Here is a 17998-nt window from a genome sequence, read left to right on the forward strand (position 1 = left end):
TTCATTCTGGTGACCGGCGGGGCTCGCGGGATGGGTGCGGCTTATGCGCGCCTGCTGGTGGCTGAGGGAGCCAAGGTCGTCATCACTGATATTCTTCATACAGAAGGAGAGGCTCTCGCGGCTCAACTTGGCGGATCCACCGTCTATGTCCCTCAGGACGTTACCCAGCCGGAGCAGTGGGCCAAGGCGATCGCAAGCGCCGAGCGTCGCTTCGGCGCGCTCCACGGGCTGGTCAACAGCGCCGAGATCGCCCACATCGCCCCTATCGAGCAGTTCCCGCTCGATCAGTGGAACGAGACCCTTGCCGTCAATCTAACCGGTGTATTCCTCGGGCTGCAGGCAGCCCTGCCGGCCATCAGGCGGGCGGGCGGGCGGAGGCTCGATGGTCAACGTCTCGTCGGTCGAGGGGCTACGGGGCAGTGCCGGACTCCACGCCTATGTCGCTTCGAAGTTCGGCGTGCGGGGCATAACCAAGTCCGCTGCGCTGGAAGCCGCGGCCTCGGGAGTCCGCGTCAACTCGATCCATCCCGGCTTCATTGCTACCCCGATGACCGAGAGCTTGGAGTCCTCCCTTCTCCCCGTTCCGCTCGGGCGGGCAGCCGAGCCTCAGGAAGTATCCCAGGTAGTCTTGTTCCTATTCAGCGACGAGTCCAGCTACCTTACCGGTTCCGAGATCGTCATCGATGGCGGTCTGACGGTCGGCGTCCCGCGCAAATGCCTGGCGCCCGAGAACATCTTTTGATGAGCCCAACCCGATTGTGCAATCCATCGGATAGAGTGTTGCGATGTATTACGGTAGCGGAAATTATGAAGCTTTTGCCCGCCCTCGCAAACCCGAAGGTGTGGACAACAAGACTGCGTGGTTCGTCGGTGCGGGACTGGCGGCGCTTTCCGGCGCGGCCTTCCTGATCCGCGATGGCCATATGCGTGGCGACCGGATCACCATCCTCGAGCGGCTGAAGATACCCGGTGGGGCTCTCGACGGTAAACAAGACCTGGATAGGGGCTTCGTGGTCCGGGGTGGCCGCGAGATGGAGGACCATTTCGAGTGCCTATGGGATTTATTCCGATCGATCCCCTCGCTGGAAATCGAAGGTGCCAGTGTGCTCGACGAGTTCTACTGGTTGAACAAGGATGATCCGAACTACTCGCTGCAGCGGGCGACGGTGAACCAGGGACAGGATGCGCGCACCGACGGCCTCTTTACTCTGAACGAAAAGGCGCAGAAGGAATTGTTTGCCATCTTTCTTGCCTCCCGTGAGGAGATGGAGAACAAGCGCATCGACGAAGTGTTTGGGAGGGACTTTTTTTACAGCAATTTTTGGCTCTATTGGCGGACGATGTTCGCTTTTGAGGAATGGCATTCCGCGCTGGAGATGAAGCTTTATCTGCATCGGTTCATCCACCATATCGGCGGCCTGCCGGATTTCAGCGCGCTGAAGTTCACCAGGTACAATCAGTATGATTCGCTGGTTCTACCCTTGTGCAAATGGCTGTTGGAGCAGGGCGTCAACATCCGCTACGACGTCGAAGTCACCGATGTCGATTTCGAGATAAAGGCCGGATGCAAGCAGGCCACGGCCATCCACTGGCTGGAGGATGGCGTCACGGGCGGTATCGGCCTTGGCGCCGACGATCTTGTATTCATGACAATCGGGTCGCTCACCGAAAACTCGGACGAGGGAGACCATCACACGCCCGCCAGGCTCGACGAGGGCCCAGCGCCTGCTTGGGATCTGTGGCGGCGTATTGCGGCCAAGGACGCGGCTTTCGGCCGCCCGGACGTCTTCGGTGGCAATATCCCTGCAACCAAATGGGAATCGGCGACGATCACGACCCTAGACGCGCGCATTCCGGCATACATCAGCAAAATCGCGAAACGCGATCCGTTCAGCGGCAAGGTCGTCACGGGAGGGATCGTCTCGGCTAAGGATTCGCGCTGGCTGCTCAGTTGGACCGTCAACCGTCAACCGCATTTCAAGCACCAGCCCAGTGATCAGATCGTCGTCTGGGTCTATTCACTTTTCGTCGACAAGCCTGGCGATTACGTGAACAAACCGATGCAAGATTGCACGGGCGAGGAAATCACGCAGGAATGGCTGTATCACCTCGGTGTGCCGGTCGAGGACATACCGGGACTCGCCGCGACGGCCGCAAAGACAGTGCCGGTGATGATGCCGTACGTCACCTCCTTCTTCATGCCGCGGCAGGCGGGTGATCGACCAAATGTCGTGCCAAAAGGCGCTGTCAATTTTGCCTTCATCGGCCAGTTTGCTGAGTCGGCCGAGCGCGATTGCATCTTCACGACCGAATACTCAGTTCGCACGGCGATGGAGGCTGTCTACACGCTCCTCAACGTTGAACGCGGTGTGCCGGAGGTGTTCAATTCGGCCTATGATATCCGCAAGCTGCTTGCGGCAATCGGCAGACTGCGCGACGGCAAAGAAGGCGAAATCCCCGGAACGGCGTTCTTGCGCCAGCTAATCCTGAAGGATATCGGCGCTACAGAGCCCGGCAACACTGCTCAATGAAAATCGTCGATCTCCGAGCGAGCGGGGCTTTGTGTAATCGCCTGTCTTGTGCAGCTGAAGCTCTGTTCTCCTGATTGGCTGCAAGCACCGCAAGCGCTTGCGACCGCAGTGAGGTGATGTCCCGCTCGAATGTGTGCATTCCGTTGGCCTGTAGCCTACCCTGTAAGATTGCGTCGCAAGCAATGGTGGCCAGCCCGTCCTCGAAGACTGAGGCTGGCCACCCTTGCTCCCGAGGGGCCCAAAATTCCCCCCTAGCGCCACCAAGGAGTATCGCTGAGAAGGACTGGAAGCACCTACCAGCACCAGTGGGTTGCCGCGCCCCCGCGTGCATGCCATATTAAAGTGCTCGGCCCGCAAATGTTCGAGCCGGCTCCGCTCATAGGAGTAACCGCCGTGCCTAGGACCGAAGTGGTAGCGGCAATCCAGGCATTCACGGACTACGTCCGTAGGCTAAGCCATACACCGGCAGAAGACACGTACGCGCCACAGCGAACTGAAGAACAGCTGGCCGATTGGCGATCACGGGTTGAAGTTATCTGCTCAAAGATGGACGCGGTGGCGGATTGCCCGAGCTATCGCTGAAAGTTGGTGACGGCGGGAATCGGAAAGGCGGCATATCGTGGGGGTGCTTGACGCCTCCACTTCTCCACCGAAGGAGCGATATGCCGTGTCAAACGATAACGTCATCCAGCTGATTCAGCCAGGAATCTTCGACGATCAACTCACAGAAGTCTTGCGCAACGGGGCACGAGCCCTTCTCGCCAAGGCGGTCGAGGCCGAAGTCGCAGACTTTCTCGGCCAGCATGCCGATTTGAAGACCGCCGACGGCCACCAGCGCGTCGTGCGCCACGGTCACCTGCCGGAGCGCGAGGTGATGACCGGCATCGGTCCGGTCGCCGTCCGCCAGCCGCGTGTACGCGATCGCGAGGCGGCCGCTACCGATCCTGGTCGCATCCGGTTCTCTCCGTCGATCCTGCCGCCCTACATGCGCCGCTCGAAATCGATCGAGACGCTGCTGCCGATCCTTTACCTGAAGGGTATCTCCACCGGAGACTTCTCGGAGGCGCTGGCGGCGCTGCTCGGCAAGGATGCTGCCGGGTTGTCGGCATCCGCCATCGGCCGGCTGAAGGACGGTTGGATCGACGAGCACGCCGCGTGGCAGAAGCGCGATCTGTCGGCGAAGCGCTACATCTACATCTGGGCCGATGGCATCCATCTCCAAGCACGCCTTGAAGACGAAAAGCAGTGCATCCTGGTGCTGATCGGCGCGACGCCGGAAGGCCGCAAGGAACTGGTCGGCTTCACCGATGGCGCCCGCGAGAGCGCGCACGATTGGCGCGATCTGCTGCTCGACCTGAAGCGGCGCGGGCTCGACCTGGCCCCGCAGCTCGCCATCGCCGACGGCGCGCTCGGGTTCTGGAAGGCCGCCGGTGAGGTCTGGCCGAAAACGCGCGAGCAGCGCTGCTGGGTGCACAAGACCGCCAACGTGCTTACGGTGCTGAATTTAAAGAGGCTGGTTCAGTTTGCGACACAACATCATCTTCCCCTGGTAGGCGGTTGGGGAGCTTGGGCTAAAGAAGGCGGCTTGTTTTCGTACGGACCTGACAGCGTTGCCATGGCTGGTCGCGCCGCCAACTACATCGACAAGATATTTAAAGGTGCAAATCCGGGTGACCTTCCCGTCGAGCAGCCGGCAAAATTTGAATTGATCATCAACCTCAAGACCGCGAACCTTTGGGTCTCAATCTCCCGCATTCGCTTCTTTCGCGTGCTGACGAATTAATATGTTCATGAACAACTACTGAATGGCGGCGGGCAACATGGTAAGTTCATCCTGCCCTACAGCCACGATCTTATCAACCGAAAACCCGTTGAATCGCGCCATATCCGTATAGGCGCCCACATTCTGGAATTCAATCCAATCACCTTCGCTCAAATCGCGTGGCAGTGAATACGAGAATCCAAGCCTGTCCAAGCTGTCGCAAGTTGGGCCAAAGATGATGAAGTCCTGCCACTCCTCAGTCTGGATCGGCTGTCCGCCACGCCAAGCGCGGGCGGGGAGCAGAAAACATTGTCGGGAAGGTGAGAGCCCGCTGTAGATGCCCGCGCCGCAGTAGAGCGCCTCGCCTTTTCTTAAGATCACGCGGCAAAACAAAGAGATGCTATCATGAACCAGTGCTCGTCCGGGCTCACACAACAGTTCAACACGCTTTAGTGCATCCGTTCCGCGCACCAGTTTCGTGATCTCGGAGAGCATGCGCAAGGGAGAGTGATAGGGGAAGTTCAGATAATGGCCGGGAAAGCCGCCACCGATATCGAGCGCTGTGGGGGCCGGAGAAACAGCTTCTATAATGTCGACGGCCGCCCGAATGCCATGCAGATAGGGATCGACAACGATCGTTTGGGAACCTGGGTGAAAGGACAACCCCGTGGTCCAGCGCGATTGCGCGTTGACGAGATCCAGCAGACGGCTCGCTTCGGCGGGCGAGGCACCAAACTTGCCGCTTAAGTCTATGATGGCGCACGTCGCGCTACACTTGAACCGGACGTAGATTCGTATTTCCGGATCATGTAACGGCAAGACTTCGAGGAGCTTCCGCAGCTCGGCTTCGCAATCGATGACATAGTCGCGAACTCCCAGATCACGGAACGTCCGTTCGATATCGCGACGAGATTTCACGGGATTCATGAACCATGAACGGGCCCCGGGAATAGTGGAATGGACAAGGTGGGCTTCGGCCAGCGACGCCACGTCGAATCCGGCCACTCCGGCGCGAGAGACCGCGTGAAGAATTTTGGGCAACGGATTCGCCTTCACCGCATACAGCACGCGTCCTGAGAAATGCTCGGTAAATTCGCGCGTGACGGATGCAAGACGCCCCTCATTGAGCGTATAAAAGGCGTCAACTTCTGCCCTTTCCAATGACCTTACCAAGCTCATACCATTCCTCTCGCGCCAGACGCGGAGTAGCCAGCGCCGTTGTTGCCTGCTGCGAAAGCAATGACCATGCCAGCGCTCATTAAACCGCCTGGTTACGCTTTGAAACAGTTCGCCATGCGCCACGGCGCGCGATGTCTTGGATCTTACAGCTTTTGTACACGGCTGTGAAAAACCAGACAAAGATCGAGGGGCCGACGCATACGGATCGTGCATCACGGCCTTGAAATTCGCTCTGGCCTAAGACAAGGACCAGGCTATAAACCGGGGCAGCGGCCGTCAGTTTGAAGGCCAACTAGGGTCCAGACTCAATTGAGCCAATATGCGACGAGAGCGGCGAGATGAACAGCGGCCAAAAAATTACGGGCGAGCTTGTCATATCGCGTGGCGATGCGCCGGAAGTCCTTGAGCCTGCAAAAGCAGCGTTCGATGACATTTCGTCCTTTGTAGGCGCGTTTGTTGAAGCGATGGATGACGACACGGTTAGATTTATTGGGGATTACGGGCTTGGCGCCACGACGAATGATTTCGCCGCGAAGCTTGTCGCCATCATACCCTTTGTCGGCGAGGAGCACGCTCATGGGTGGCGCGAGCGCCAGGACATCGGGAGCCGCAGCGATATCGGCATCCTGGCCTGGAGTCAGATGCAGGACGACCGGCCGGCAGAGCGGATCGCTCAGCGCATGGATTTTTATCGTGCGGCCTCCGCGCGAGCGGCCGATTGCTTGATTGTGCTCCCCCCTTTTCCGCCGGAGGCACACCGGTGAGCTTTAATCGAGGTCGAGTCGAGCGACAGTACGACGCCGTCTTCGCCAGGCTTGGCCAGCGCTTCGAAGATTGCGCACCATCGTCCTCGCTTGGCCCAGCGATTGAAGCGATTGTAGATCGTCGTGTAAGGGCCGTATTCACGTGGACAATCACGCCATCGTGCACCCGATTGCAGCATGTGAATGATGCCGCTGACGATGCGTCGGTCGTCGTCCCGATCCGGCCCCGTCAGTCCCCTCGGCAGATGCGGTTCGATACGCGCCCATTGCCTGTCGTTCAGCCAAAACAAACCAGCGCGCATTCTCTCGCCCCCGAATCAACACGTAGGCAAGAGAATCACGTGGCGCTATTTAGGTACAGACCCTAGTAGATTAGCTAGCCGTTTTGCCTCGCCGCGCATTTCTGCTGTTGACCCATCGCGTTTCGCTGCGATGCGGAATTTGATCGCTACCGGGGGCATAGCGGACTCTCGCGAGTCGTCAGCGCAGTCGATTTATACCTGAAGCGGTCCAGTATTTCAATTATTTGACTCCAGGCGGCGTAAGCCTAGCCGGCGCTCCGGACTCGATTCCAACGGCGTCGATCGCTGTCGCCATCCTGGTTGAAGACGCCCGCGCTGGCGTTTCGGACGCGCGTAAATCTCAGGTCGAGATCTCTCATAATTCGCGTGCTCTTGCGATCCACAAACCGGTTGGCAGCGTTGGGCGTTTCTGCATGCCCGGTCAGGACGCGATCCACTGGCCGAAACGCGGCCACCACAGGTCGACCACGCTCAACGTCGCAGCGATTGCTGACGCATTTGACGATATTTTTGGAAAGGTTGCTGCCTAATGGCATCATTGCTTAAGAAGAAAACCGCCGACGAATTCCGCGTCCCCAGCCTCGCGGAGGCTGATCCCTCCTACGGTGCGCTGACCGACAAGCAGACTGAGCTCCATAACAGCTACATCAAACTGCGCGACGAGCGCTCAAAACTCAGTCGCGAAATTGAAGCTGAGAAAGCGGCTGGCGGTCAGCGTGTCGCGCCCGACGTTGCGCGGCTTCTCGGAGATCCCGAAGACTCTATAACAGGACTCTCGCAGCGGCTACGCGACGTCGCTACCGAGATGGGAAATATCGAAAGCGCGCAGGAAATTCTTCGACGTCGTATGGAAGAAGCACGCGGTCGAGCCAGCGCGATGGTTTGTGCAACCGTGCGGCCTGAGTACGATCGCCGTCTCGGCGTTCTGTGCAAGTTGCTGAGCGAGGTAGAAACCGCGCGCCAGTCGCACGATGAGATTCTTGATGATTTGGATCGAGGGGATGTTGCGAAGAGTTCTCTGCAGCCGGTAATTCCATTCTTTCTTGGCGATCGGCATGATGGGAAAATTGCATATTGCCTGAGGGAAGTGAAGGAGGCTGGTCACAATGCTTGAGAAAGCCACCTCAAAGCGCGCGCAGTCGAGCAAGCAATCGCGCCGCATAAAACTGCCCGGCGAGTCAGAAGCCTTCGCCAATACTGATCCCGTCGAGATTGCGCGCGAGTTGCGGGCGCAATCCTAGCTTGGCAAGCGCGAGGCTCGGCTCGCCGCCGAGGAGATGAAAGCGCGTGGCTGATAACGTGATCACAGGATTCGCAGTGGTGTTCGGGGATGAAACCGTCATCGCAGGCGAGTTTCGCGAAAGGATCGCTCCCGGCGCATTCACTCGCACGCTGAAGGAAAAGCCGGATGTTGTGATGTTGCTCGACCATGATTCCGGCCGTGTTCTGGGCAGGACGGCGGCTGCGACGCTTTCTCTGCGAGAGACTGGCGCTGGCCTGTACTTTGCTCTGACTGTCGATCCTTCAACGCCAGAAGGACAGACAGCGCTCGGAACGGTTGGCCGGCAGGATATACGCGGCTGTAGCTTCGGATTTCGGGTGCGCGCCGAGGAGTGGCAGGACGGCGGCGACAGATTGCCGTTGCGGACAATTACAGATGTAGATCTGTTCGAAGCTAACGCTGACGGCATTCCCGGCCTATCCAACGACCTCAGGGGTGGAGGGGCGCAATAGATCCCTCCCATCGCCGCCACCAGTTACCGGCGGCCTCCACTTTCGCACGCATCTGCAATTCAGACCCCCAGGGTAAAACTGCCACGACCACGAAAACCAAGCGCTAAGGCGCAGGTTGAGGGCCGACATCTTATCAATGCTGGCCGCTATAAACGCAACGATCCAACCGGTGCCGAAATCGGCGCTCCGCCCACTTGGCTAAACGCACAACAGGCTACTGCTTGGCGTGAATTCGCCAGCGAGTTGCCGTGGCTCAATGCATCGCACCGTTGTCTTGTCTCCATCGCATCAGTCTTGCGCGCTCGCCTGCAAAGCGGCGCGGAGATGGTACAAAATCGCTCAGCCTACTGAGGCTGTGCCTAAGCAGTATGGGCGCGACACCGGCCGATGCGAGCAAGATTAGTTGGGCGACGGCAGAGGAGGCGGACGATTTGCTTGACTAGAACTCACGGACACTCCGGCAGAGCTAGGAGGTTATCGTTGTAGTAGCCATCAGCGTGAGCTCGAACATATTTCCCATTCGGGCCGCTAACGACACCAACGTCGGCGCGCTTACCGCTGACCAACGTGAAAAATGTATTGGTGCCGTTCTCGATCGATCGAATGACCTCCGATCTCGGCCACTTCCAACCGCCCCCTCCGAGGTGCGTAATCCCCTCATGCGAGTTGTCGCGTGGCTGATTGTTGATGCAGGTGACCTGTACGTCTGGCATTTCCCCTCCCGATGTTCTGCATTCCATAGAAAGCAACTACAGCGGGAACGCAATAATCAGTTAGTCGCAGAACGCGAGGCCTGGTCCCTCAGCGTGTAGCGCCTCGCAACGAGGTGCGGAGCCACCACGACATTCCCCAGAAGAGATCATCGCGTCGGGACGCGGAGTGGTTATCACCGGAACAATTGAAACGACCTAATCATTCGGGAGTGTGACTCCTAAGCGAGGGGTTACCGCCAGCCTTTCTTTTGTCGAAAGTCGGGAATAGCTTTGGTTTTTTAAAAATGGAGAAGTTAAGTGGCAATGGGGACGGTGAAGTGGTTCAACCCGACGAAGGGGTACGGGTTTATTCAACCGGATTCTGGTGGGAAGGACGTCTTTGTTCACATCTCGGCAGTTGAGAAGGCTGGTTTCACCTCACTCGCAGAGGGAGCTAAGGTTAGCTTCGACGTCGTGAACAATCGCGGAAAAGACTCGGCGGAAAATCTACGAATCGGGTGAAGGACCGCAACGTGCCTTCAACGAAAAAAGGCCGCAGTGGTACGCCGCTGCGGGCGGCCGAGGAGATCGATCGGAATCGGCCGATGGATAAGGCGCTATTGTTCGCGTGGGCGTGCGCTCTAATCCTCTTGGTACTGTTCGTCGCGCTGTACCTTCCTTGGTAGTAAGTTGCCGATGGCGACACGCGACGGCGCTGCCTGCGATCCGAGACTGATTGCCAAGTCACCGCCCTATCCTGGTAGTTGCTCTAGGGCATTCGTCCGGAGGATAACGTTGCCCGGTCAGCTTCTCCCTCCCTTGAGGCTGACCGGGCGAAGTTAGCGGCGCGTGATAGGGACAGCGCTTTATCGGTCCACCCCAAAGCGCCGAGTCACGTGGCCGCTAACGTTCCCGCTGTTTAGGTCGCGCGGCTGCCACCGTGAGCCCGGTGTGATCCTTGAGGCTATCGATTACCTTGAGCGCGGCTTCGAGTTCATCTCGAAGACGCTTCGTAATCCGCAGAATGCCGCTCGCGAGCTCCTCGCGGCTGATTTCTGCACCGTGAGCAACTTTTTCTTCGAGGTCGCGTATAGCTTCGTCGATCTTGTGCAGCGAGAATGTGCTAGGCATCATCCGGCTCCGTCCTGATTAAGGGGCCGGCATCCGCCGACCCGCAGCGTAAAAATGCGTCCGCTACACGGTTTAGTAAAGCGGGTGGCGTTGCGGGAAAATCTGTCCCCATCTCGCGTCTGAGCGCCTCGAATTCGGATAAGGTCGAAAGAGGGCAATCCGCCACCGCGTCCATTTTTGAGCAGATAACTTCAACCCGGGATCGCCAATCGGCCAGCTGTTCTTCAGTTCGCTGTGGCGCGTACGTGTCTTCTGCCGATGCATGGCTTGGCCTACGGACGTAGTCCGTCAATGCTTGGATTGCCGCTACCACTTCGGTCCTAGGCACGGCGGTTACTCCTATGAGCGGAGCCGGCTCGAACATTTGCGGGCCGAGCACTTTGATATGGCATGCACGCGGGGGCGCGGCAACCCACTGGTGCTGGTAGGTGCTTCCAGTCCTTCTCAGCGATACTCCTTGGTGGCGCTAGGGGGGAATTTTGGGCCCCTCGGGAGCAAGGGTGGCCAGCCCTGCCAATCCAAGGGGCGAAGGCTGGCCACCATCGCTTGCGACGTCACCACACAGGGTAGCTACAGGCCAATGGATGCACATATTCGAGCAGCAAATCACGTCCCTGCGGTCCCAAGCGCTTGCGGTGTTTGCAGCCAATCAGGCCAGCGCGGCCGATCAGTCTTTGAGCCAAGCAGATCGCCAAGTCGCGACGTTTAATGCCGAGGAGGCTCAGGCAGTGCTAGGCATACTCGACAGCTTGAAACCCAACCTCGGGCCGAAGGAGGCGCGGAAGATCGCTGGACGCATACGCGCTCTTCTAGGAGAGCCGCGTGTGTGCCAACCGGTTCGGGTGGCATGCCTGTGAGACTTTCGCCAGCGCGCCCGCGCTGCTTGCGGTGTGCGGGTTAGTCATAAAAGGCACTGGGTGCGCTCGCGATAGCTGACGAAAGGGTGACGGACTGTCTTGCTTCAATCACGACCGACAGGCTGCCAGGACTCCAAGTCAGTCTCCGAAAGAGAGACCCCAGCACGGGCAGCATGCTGGGGCAAGACGTTGGGCTGACGTGAGCCAGAAATCGAGCCACGACTCGATCATTATGACCGTGTAAATGTAGAGCAGCATCACGCACCGCTCAAAATCGCAGCGCATGACAGTAATCGGCGGTAGGATCTTCGTTCGCGCTTTGAGGTGCAATCTGAGCACACGCGAGAAAACGGCAGTTGCCAATCGCGCATAAGAAAATCTCACGTCCTGAAAAACGACCAAGTCACTATCGCAACCAAAGGTTGTCCACCGGAAAGAGACAGCTTCGCTCTCCGTAAATGCCCGGTGGTTGGCTAGGGGGATGTCCCGGGTTCTGTTGAATTTCTGAAGAGGTCGGCGTTGCCCACCTTGAGCCGGTAGGCTGGGGGTGCTGATTCCACAAAGGAGAGCAACGCCATGACGAGAGATATCACACCGGCTGGTTGGCCGGCGACCGGGGCTGTGGACGAAGCGTTTGCAGAGGTGCGAGCGAGCTTCGATCGGTTCTGCCTCGCGGCAGGGATCGAGGCGCTCGGCACGATGATGGAGGCGGATGTTGTGGCGGCCTGCCCGCCGCGCCACGATCGCGACGCGGCGCGGCGGGCGCACCGTTGGGGCCGAACGCGGGGACGGATCGGTTTCCACGGCGGCAAGATCGAGGTCGAGCGCCCGCGGGTCCGGGGCGTGGATGGCCGCAAGGTCACGATCCAGAGCTGGGAAACGGCGGCGCAGGAGGATTGGCTCGGTCGCTGGGCGATGAACCTGATGCTGGTCAATGTGTCGACGCGCCGGCACCGCCCGGATCGGGGGTTTCGAAGTCGGCGGCCTCGCGGAGGTTCGTAGCGCTGTCGGCGGCGCGGCTGGCCGACTTCATGGCTGCCGATCTGTCCGCGCGCTCGACCTTCTGGTGGTCCAAATCGACGGGCTGCATCTCGGCGACGATCTCGTGCTGGTCGCCGCGATCGCGGTTGACGGCGAAGGCAACAAGCATCCGCTGGCGCTGGTGGAAGATGCTATGGGGCGGTGGCGAGGATATTGCATCTATCGTTGCTAATGTGAACCGATGGAGCGCCCCATGCAAAAGTTGAACGATCTGAGCCGATCCCCGAGCCCACTCGATCCGGACGGCACGCTGATCGCCGTTATCGAACTGAGCCTGTCGAGCGGGCTCGTCGCCGGCATTGTGCCTGGTGTCGAGCGCCAGCCATTGAAGAAGCTCGCGGTCGATGAGAGCGCACTGCTGAAATTGCTGCATCGATGACGAGATGAAGCGGCGAAGGCTGGGCATCACATCAAACGCATCGCTGTCGCTTTCGAGGCCGGCCGTGACGGCTTCTGGCTGGCGCGCTGGCTCAGGGCACATGATATTGAGGTCCACGTCATTCACGCATCGAGCGTCGCGGTATCGCGCGAGAACCGGCGCGCCAAGACCGATCGGCTCGACACCAGCTTGCTCAAGCGCTCTTTTCTCGGCTGGCTGCGCGGCGAGCGTGATCACTGCAAGATGGTGGCGATCCCGACAATCAAGGACGAAGACGCCAAGCGGCCTAACCGCGAGCACGAGAGCCTCGTGGGAGAGCCGAGTCGGATCGTCAACCGAATGAAAGCAGCGTTAATTCGGCTGGGCATCCGCGGCTTCAATCCCAAGCTAAAGAAGGCAGCCGGACGCCTTGAAGATTTGCGCACTCCTGAGGGAGAGCAAATACTGCCCAACATGTTGGCTGAGCTGCGTCGCGACATGGAGCGCCGCCAGCTGATCAATGATCAGATCCGCCAAATCGAGGATGCTCGCCTGGAACGCATCGAGCAAGCGCCCGGTGATGGACCAAACGCCATGGTGCTCCTACTGGCGCGGGTGATCGGGGTTGGCATCGAGACGGCCGACATGCTGGTGCAGGAGGTGCTGGCGCGAAACATGCGCGATCGACGGGCCGTCGCACGTTATGCGGGCCTCACGGGTTCGCCCGACGAGAGTGGCATAAAACGGCGAGAGAAAGGGCTGGCCCGTTCCGGCAACGCTCGGGGTCGACGCGGCATGATCCAATTGGCGTGGCGATTTCTCATGTTCCAGAAGGACAGCACCTTGGCGCAGTGGTTTCGAGGCCGCACTGAGAGCACCCGCGGCACTCGCAAGATCATGATCGTGGCCTTGGCGCGCAAGCTTCTGATCGCCCTGTGGCGGCTGGTGCGCGAGGGCGTGGTACCGGACGGCGTCGTTCTGCGCCCGGCGCAATGAACGGAGGTCACTGAAGGCACCCGACAGTTTCGGCCCAGTCCGTCCGCTTGTGACGGGCCGCCGATGACGGTTCGAGGTGGCGGGGTCCCGAGTTGCCCCATGGCTATCATGCCGAGAGGAAGAATGGGTCCGCCGCCTCGGAGCTTCGCTGCCGATGCGCATGACTGCATCATGGTTCGGGTCCCTGGACCCACCGGATACAAGGCTGTGGCGCGACTGATCCGCGCCCGAAAGCGGGCTCCCCTCTGATCGTCATCTCGACCGCACCCACCGTGCCGGCGTGCTCGAAGCTGTCAAGGTATGGCCTCGCAAGAGCGAAGCATCTCGAAAGGTTGGTCCGCCGGCCAACCTTGACAGCCCCTGCGCGCGACGGCCTGGCGCTGCCGCGGGTCGGGACGAAGAAACGGGCTTTCAGATCGAACAAAGAAACTGACGAAGGACAAGACATGCGTTGCACTGCCGAACTTCTTGACAAAAGAAGCCCCATACAAGGGGCGACCGAGAATGCCGCAACGGTTCAGGCCCTGCTGGACAACCTGGTCTCGCGCGGGCTCGACCCGACGGTGCCAAGACTGTTCATCGCCGACGGCGCGAAAGCGTTGTCGAAGGCGATCCGCCGCACCTTCGGTCCGGCCGCCGCGATCCAGCGCTGCCAGATCCACAAGGCGCGCAACATCATGGAACGCCTGCCGACAGAGCATCATGCGGCCACCCGTCGGGTGCTGCGCCAGGCCTGGGAGCTCGATGACGCCGACAAGGCTGAAATTTGATCCGCAATCTCGCGCGTCGACTCGACCAGCAATGGCCCGGCGTAGCGGCCAGCATCCTCGAAGGCCTCGACGAAATCCTGACTGTCGTCCGGTTGACGCTGCCGAAGGAGCTTCGTCGATCGCTCGCCTGCACCAACATCGCCGAGAACATGATGGGCACCATTCGCCGCGTCACGCGCAACGTCAAACGCTGGCGGGATGCCGGTATGGCGTTGCGATGAGTCGCGGCCGGCATGATCGAGGCCAACAAGGGCTTCCGACGATTGAAGGCGCATAAGCAATTGTCGGTTCTGCGTGCGGCCCTTCACGCTCACCACGATCGCATGACGATCAAGCCCGTTGCCCACGTCTCGAGGGCCGCGTAACATGCATTCCGGCAACGTCGGCCCGACGTAGTTCAACACCGATCGGGACATCCCCTTGGCTAGGTGCGAGAGGTTTTACATCAAGCGACGTAAGGAGATTTGGGAGCAGGTGCAGGCAGAAATGGCCGTTGGAGAAAGTGCGAGAATTTCTCGCACTTTACCGAAGCCGAAACGGGCCGAGGGAATAGACAATTCGCATCTGCAGCAGGCCATCTCCACTGGCGCCGGTGCGGCGAGTCTCCGCGCCGTAGCCGATTGGAACGAGCGCAAATCGTTTGACGAACGCCGCCGCGCTGGCGGCCCTGAAGCTCCGTGTCGGGATGCGCAGGGCGGCCGGAAGGAAAAAGCGTTAGCTCGCGGAAGGTGGGGGTCTTAGCCGTGGAGGCCGTCGCTAGTGGTTCATCACAGTAATTTTGACTCTTTGGGGGTGGCTGGATAGGCGCGGCCGAGTTTGGCGCGGGCTTTATCTGTTGTGAACATCCATTTGATGCGGACTCGGGTTTTATTCCGCCTCTTTTGCCTTGCTGCGATCTCGTTTCGGAGCCTTTTGGGATCTGCGATGCGGCGGCCGAGACACTGGCGCTGTAGCACGCTGATCTCGCATTCGACCATGTTGAGCCAACTGGCGTGTTTCGGGGTGAAGTGGAATTCGAGGCGGCGCAGGATGCGCCGGGCCTCGGCGGGCGCGAAGGCCTCATACAGCGCCCCAGGCTTATGGATCGACAAATTGTCCTGCACGACACGGATGCAGGCGGCCGTCGGGATAATGGACGTCGACGAGATCACGCATGCAGTGGGCGTAGTCCACGGCGGCGCGGCGATCGGTGACCTTGACGTTGCGCCAGCCCCGATGTGGATCGAAGGTGACGAAGAGATTGGCGGTGCCGTTGCGGCGATACTCGTAATCGTAGCGCTCGCGCTGTCCCGGTTGGGCCGGGACCGGCTGGCGCACCTCGCCGATCAGCTGGACGGGAGTCTCGTCGAAGCAGACCAGCGGCCGGGCGGGATCCGGCGTCTCGGCGTAGAGATCGAGCACGTCCTCCATGCGGGCGACGTATTCGCCGTCGACATGGGGAATGCACCACATGTCCCTGCGCCACGGCTTGAGGTCGTTCTCGGCCAGCCGGCGACGCACGGTCTCGCCCGACAGGCTGTTGTGATCGGTGAGCTTGACCATCGTGTCGGCCAACAGCGTCAGCGTCCAGCGTTTCCAGCCGGCGGGCGGCTTGGCGCATGCGGTCGCCACCAGCAGGGCTTCCTCCTTGCCCGTCAGCTTGCGCTCAGCGCCCGGACGCGGCTCCTCGCTCAAGGCCCGCTCCAGATTGCCTTCCACGAAGCGGCGCTTGGTCCGGCCGACGGTGGAGAGGCTGACACTCACGGTCCGGGCAATCTCCTCGTCGCGGCAGCCTCCATCGGCCGCCAGCAAAACCTGCGCCCGCTTGAGCTTGCGGGCGGCGTGCTTGCCGCCACCGAGCATCGCCGTCAGTTCGTTGCGCTCGGCTTGGCTCAATTCGACCCGATAACGTACATTGATGCTTTGCCTCCTTGTCGGAGGCCGGGACGAATCCAACGATGAGTCAAAAATCAGGCACGCGCTTCACCGAGAAGCAGGGTTATTACCTGGCCTTCATCCATACCTACGCCCACATGTTCGGACGTCCACCCTCCGAAGCCGACATCCAGCGCCACTTCCGCGTCAGCCCGCCTTCGGTCCACCAGATGATCGTCACCCTCGAACGAAACGGCTTCATCCAACGTCAACCTGGCGTCCCCAGAAGCATCGAAATCCTCGTGCCGCCGGAAAGCTTGCCGATCCTCGAATGGCTCGGTATCAAAACGTCGAAATCACTGTGATGAACCACTAGTGGGGATCACGGACACTCAGCCAGTGAAAGAAGATTGTCTGGCTGAATGCCGTCCGCCGTTGTCTTGATGTATTGTGCCCGTTGTGTTCGGCCACGACCACGCCAGCCATGAGTCCGTCTTCTTCGACATAGAACTCCCATTCGCCGCTTTCAATGTCTCTGATCGTCTGAACGACAGACTGCTTCCATTGACTTCCGTTTGAATATTCACCTCCGACACTTTCAATCCTCTCATGGGGATTCATCCTGTCGGTCTTATTGATGCAGCGAACGCGTGCGAGTTTAACCACAGGGCTCTCTCCTTCGTGTGCAAAGGCTGGGTGACCAGTTTAGCGTTCAGTGGCGGCCCAAGGCAGCCCAACCAATCCTGGTAGGTGCCCGGGAGGCTTTTCGCCGATACAATGCGAGGGCACCCTGTGGGCCAGCCTGGCACCCCCGGGAGGGGTGGTCAGCGTGTTATGGCAAGGCTGGCCGCCGAAGTTGGTGGCGCATGATAGGGACAGCGCTTCATCGGTCCGTCGCGAAGCGCGGAGTCATGTCGCCGCTAGCTTCACTGGGCAGCGCGGGCGCGGTAGGGACAGCGTCGGTTGCGCATTTCGACGCCGAGCCGCGCCCGCGCTGCTTCTTCCCTTGAGGCTCAGAAGACGGAGCAGCAACGCGCGGCATTCGGCGGCGTTAATGCTTCGGTTGCGTCGCCGGATGTATTTCAATTCTCTCGGCCGTCATAACGACGCGCTTCGCAGCGTAGTTGGGGAGGGAGCTTTCGGTCAAGTCAGCTGGGATAATTCGAACATTCTTTCGGCAAGCGGGCAGGTGAGCCATCGCCTGGATCTCCGCGCAGTCGTTCCTCAAGGCTTCCCGTTCTGCCGCAGGTGCGACAGACTTTGCAGAAACAATCGTAACCATTCCGGGCTGAGGTGCAATGCAGTGGTAGCCGTCCATAGCGTAGAGGCACCTCACGTTTCTAAGCTCGATAGGCTGCCCGATGAACTTTGCAGGGGCGGCATAAAGGTCATCTGAATCAACGATCTTGAAATCGTTCGGGCTGAAGTACGAGACGAATTCTCTAATGTTCGCTGTTTCCAGCCCGGGGGCGTCCGCAGCGAGCGCGAGCCGCGTCGAAGAGAGTACGATTGTAGCTCCAAGAAGGTGTGTAAGCCTCTTCCGCTTAAGAAAGGTTCGCCCCCGCGCCTTCGGAGTCGGCCTTCCATTTTGAATGATGAATCGACGCAATTTGCTGCAACCTCTCAGCCGTGATGTCTATGGGCGTACAGTCGGAACGTGTTCGGTTAAGGGCATTCCGAGTGAATGATGCGGGTCCACCAATTCGGGTAGGTGCCGAGCGGCCCCTTTCGCGGCGATATCGCTTGGCGGCCGTGAATCAATCGGAGCAACGCGCCGCACCGAGGTCAACTCGTATGACCGAGCGGGCTGACGAGAAGCTGTCGAGACAATCCCGAAGAGATAATGGCTCATGGCGTTCCGCAGAGGGGGCGGGCGATGGCGCGGGTGCACAGCGATCCCTGTCAATTTGGACAGGTACGCCCCGGCCTGATGTTGGCACATGATCACCACTGACGAAGGGCCAAAGCTATGAGCGCTGTTATTTCCCGATCATCCACAACGGTCGCTTTCAGCCAGACAGCGATGG

At 59.8% G+C, this 17998-nt stretch carries 13 protein-coding genes and 6 pseudogenes; 13 read left to right on the top strand and 6 right to left on the bottom strand.

Annotation, left to right across the window (positions count from 1 at the left end):
* Positions 1–30: 30 nt before the first annotated feature.
* The 5 genes and pseudogenes from J4G43_RS55445 to J4G43_RS55185 all read left to right on the top strand — a co-directional run.
* A pseudogene (locus J4G43_RS55445) lies at positions 31–303 on the top strand (SDR family oxidoreductase); the annotation flags it as partial.
* A 79-nt stretch (positions 304–382) separates the two neighbouring features.
* A complete protein-coding gene (locus tag J4G43_RS55450; RefSeq protein ID WP_256461360.1) occupies positions 383–742 on the top strand; it encodes an SDR family oxidoreductase in 360 nt (119 codons plus the stop codon).
* Between the two features lie 43 nt (positions 743–785).
* The gene (locus J4G43_RS42725) at positions 786–2531 is read left to right on the top strand and encodes an oleate hydratase (protein ID WP_208088557.1); all 1746 of its coding nucleotides are present in this window, start codon (positions 786–788) and stop codon (positions 2529–2531) included.
* A gap of 667 nt (positions 2532–3198) precedes the next feature.
* A pseudogene (locus tag J4G43_RS42730) lies at positions 3199–4032 on the top strand (IS256 family transposase); the annotation flags it as partial.
* Positions 4027–4314 (top strand): ABC transporter substrate binding protein, encoded by a 288-nt coding sequence (locus J4G43_RS55185; RefSeq protein WP_249814890.1) that lies wholly within the window; start codon positions 4027–4029, stop codon positions 4312–4314. The pseudogene J4G43_RS42730 and the gene J4G43_RS55185, both read left to right, overlap by 6 nt.
* Before the next feature lie 15 nt (positions 4315–4329).
* Here the strand turns inward: J4G43_RS55185 and J4G43_RS42735 are convergent, their stop codons facing one another.
* Both J4G43_RS42735 and J4G43_RS42740 read right to left on the bottom strand, forming a co-directional pair.
* A complete protein-coding gene (locus tag J4G43_RS42735) occupies positions 4330–5454 on the bottom strand; it encodes a type III PLP-dependent enzyme domain-containing protein (RefSeq protein ID WP_208088559.1) in 1125 nt (374 codons plus the stop codon).
* A gap of 323 nt (positions 5455–5777) precedes the next feature.
* Positions 5778–6560: pseudogene (locus J4G43_RS42740) on the bottom strand (IS5-like element ISBj2 family transposase).
* A 507-nt stretch (positions 6561–7067) separates the two neighbouring features.
* On the opposite strand from J4G43_RS42740, the gene J4G43_RS42745 reads away from it, so the two are divergent.
* The 3 genes from J4G43_RS42745 to J4G43_RS42750 are packed head-to-tail and all read left to right on the top strand — an operon-like array spanning position 7068 to position 8272.
* On the top strand, positions 7068–7652 hold the full coding sequence (locus tag J4G43_RS42745; RefSeq protein WP_208088561.1) for a hypothetical protein: 585 nt from the start codon (positions 7068–7070) through the stop codon (positions 7650–7652).
* Complete coding sequence (locus tag J4G43_RS55455) at positions 7645–7779, top strand: hypothetical protein (RefSeq protein ID WP_256461361.1); 135 nt, start codon at positions 7645–7647, stop codon at positions 7777–7779. The genes J4G43_RS42745 and J4G43_RS55455 overlap by 8 nt, the downstream gene beginning before the upstream one ends.
* A gap of 46 nt (positions 7780–7825) precedes the next feature.
* On the top strand, positions 7826–8272 hold the full coding sequence (locus tag J4G43_RS42750) for an HK97 family phage prohead protease (protein ID WP_208088562.1): 447 nt from the start codon (positions 7826–7828) through the stop codon (positions 8270–8272).
* Positions 8273–8718: 446 nt separating this feature from the next.
* Here the strand turns inward: J4G43_RS42750 and J4G43_RS42755 are convergent, their stop codons facing one another.
* Complete coding sequence (locus J4G43_RS42755) at positions 8719–9012, bottom strand: DUF3892 domain-containing protein (RefSeq protein WP_321576296.1); 294 nt, start codon at positions 9010–9012, stop codon at positions 8719–8721.
* 270 nt (positions 9013–9282) lie between these two features.
* Between J4G43_RS42755 and J4G43_RS42760 the strand changes: the two genes are divergently transcribed.
* Positions 9283–9486 (top strand): cold-shock protein, encoded by a 204-nt coding sequence (locus J4G43_RS42760; protein ID WP_028182460.1) that lies wholly within the window; start codon positions 9283–9285, stop codon positions 9484–9486.
* 381 nt (positions 9487–9867) lie between these two features.
* Here the strand turns inward: J4G43_RS42760 and J4G43_RS42765 are convergent, their stop codons facing one another.
* Entirely contained in the window at positions 9868–10095 is a 228-nt protein-coding gene (locus J4G43_RS42765; protein ID WP_223153796.1) for a hypothetical protein, read from the bottom strand.
* Between the two features lie 1433 nt (positions 10096–11528).
* Between J4G43_RS42765 and J4G43_RS42770 the strand changes: the two are divergent.
* The 3 pseudogenes from J4G43_RS42770 to J4G43_RS42785 all read left to right on the top strand — a co-directional run.
* A pseudogene (locus J4G43_RS42770) lies at positions 11529–12126 on the top strand (IS256 family transposase); the annotation flags it as partial.
* A gap of 60 nt (positions 12127–12186) precedes the next feature.
* Positions 12187–13347, top strand: a pseudogene (locus J4G43_RS42780) (IS110 family RNA-guided transposase).
* A gap of 485 nt (positions 13348–13832) precedes the next feature.
* Positions 13833–14482 (top strand): annotated as a pseudogene (locus tag J4G43_RS42785) (transposase); the annotation flags it as partial.
* Between the two features lie 402 nt (positions 14483–14884).
* Here the strand turns inward: J4G43_RS42785 and J4G43_RS42790 are convergent.
* Positions 14885–16016, bottom strand: a protein-coding gene (locus J4G43_RS42790) for an IS630 family transposase (RefSeq protein ID WP_225005816.1) whose coding sequence is annotated in 2 segments (ribosomal slippage) — positions 14885–15238 and positions 15240–16016 — 1131 coding nt in all. Because the reading frame shifts where the segments join, the coding sequence is not laid out codon by codon here.
* A 38-nt stretch (positions 16017–16054) separates the two neighbouring features.
* Between J4G43_RS42790 and J4G43_RS42795 the strand changes: the two genes are divergently transcribed.
* Entirely contained in the window at positions 16055–16336 is a 282-nt protein-coding gene (locus tag J4G43_RS42795; RefSeq protein ID WP_028182402.1) for a LexA family protein, read from the top strand.
* Positions 16337–16343: 7 nt separating this feature from the next.
* Here J4G43_RS42795 and J4G43_RS42800 read toward each other — a convergent pair whose 3' ends face one another.
* Positions 16344–16637, bottom strand: a complete 294-nt coding sequence (locus J4G43_RS42800; protein WP_249814699.1) for a DUF3892 domain-containing protein — start codon at positions 16635–16637, stop codon at positions 16344–16346.
* Positions 16638–17998: the final 1361 nt, after the last annotated feature.

The sequence above is a fragment of the Bradyrhizobium barranii subsp. barranii genome (genome assembly GCF_017565645.3).
Classification (GTDB): Bacteria; Pseudomonadota; Alphaproteobacteria; order Rhizobiales; family Xanthobacteraceae; genus Bradyrhizobium; species Bradyrhizobium barranii.

What these genes read in the sequence shown, in the direction of transcription:
- J4G43_RS55455 (WP_256461361.1), top strand. Translation starts at nt 7,645, where the DNA reads ATGCTTGAGAAAGCCACCTCAAAGCGCGCGCAGTCGAGCAAGCAATCG.
- J4G43_RS42795 (WP_028182402.1), top strand. Translation starts at nt 16,055, where the DNA reads ATGAGTCAAAAATCAGGCACGCGCTTCACCGAGAAGCAGGGTTATTAC.
- J4G43_RS42745 (WP_208088561.1), top strand. Translation starts at nt 7,068, where the DNA reads ATGGCATCATTGCTTAAGAAGAAAACCGCCGACGAATTCCGCGTCCCC.
- J4G43_RS42725 (WP_208088557.1), top strand. Translation starts at nt 786, where the DNA reads ATGTATTACGGTAGCGGAAATTATGAAGCTTTTGCCCGCCCTCGCAAA.
- J4G43_RS42755 (WP_321576296.1), bottom strand. Translation starts at nt 9,012, where the DNA reads ATGGAATGCAGAACATCGGGAGGGGAAATGCCAGACGTACAGGTCACC.
- J4G43_RS55450 (WP_256461360.1), top strand. Translation starts at nt 383, where the DNA reads ATGGTCAACGTCTCGTCGGTCGAGGGGCTACGGGGCAGTGCCGGACTC.
- J4G43_RS42765 (WP_223153796.1), bottom strand. Translation starts at nt 10,095, where the DNA reads ATGCCTAGCACATTCTCGCTGCACAAGATCGACGAAGCTATACGCGAC.